This is a genomic window from Clostridium sp. CF012 (genome assembly GCF_018861755.1).
GTDB lineage: Bacteria > Bacillota > Clostridia > Clostridiales > Clostridiaceae > Clostridium_AD.
In genome coordinates this window covers 1-685 of sequence record NZ_JAHLEF010000128.1, presented here as the reverse complement: position 1 = coordinate 685, position 685 = coordinate 1, and the positions used below count along the sequence as shown (strand labels likewise).

The following is a 685-nucleotide window of genomic DNA, read 5'->3' as shown; positions in this document are numbered from 1 at the left end:
AGATTATTATGACTAATGCGACTGTTTGTATAACAGATAAAAAGGTAATAGAGGATAAGGTTATAATTGACGGTATAATGAATGTAACGGTGCTATACAGAAGTGATGATGAAGAAAAATATTTATCTGCTGTGTCTGAGGAGATTCCTTTCACATGTGGAGCCGATATATTAGGATCTAAGATAAATATGAGCAGCATGTGTAGAGTATCAATGGAGAATATAAATGTAGATATTGAGGCAGGAAATATAGCGGTTAGGGCTGTTGTAAAAGTGTATGTACGTGTAAATTATATGGTACAAAAGAAATTCTTAGTTGATGTTTATCCAATAGAGGGTGAAGTACCTGCTAAAAGAGCTAGTGTTACTATTTATGTAGTTCAAGTTGCGGATACATTGTGGAAAATAGCTAAAAAATATAATACTACAATTCAAGACATTGCAAGAGTTAATCAAATAGAAGATCCAAATGTTATAAAAGTTTCGCAAAAACTTATAATACCAGGTAGAATAATTATCTAATTAAATAACCTTTGGTGTATTTAAAAATTGATATTTATTTTAGGTGGAATTAGCCCTAATGTGTTGTAAATAACACATTAGGGCTTTAATTATAGTATCTTATTTTAAATTTTGTGTAGCAATATTAATTTTGTTGTAATATACTAATTTTAATAGCAATATTG

At 29.1% G+C, this 685-nt stretch carries 1 protein-coding gene; it reads left to right on the top strand.

Annotated elements, in window-relative coordinates; genetic code table 11:
- The coding region (locus tag KPL50_RS26665; protein WP_216301474.1) for an SPOCS domain-containing protein at positions 1–521 on the top strand (521 nt) is incomplete at its 5' end.
- Between the last annotated feature and the right edge of the window lie 164 nt (positions 522–685).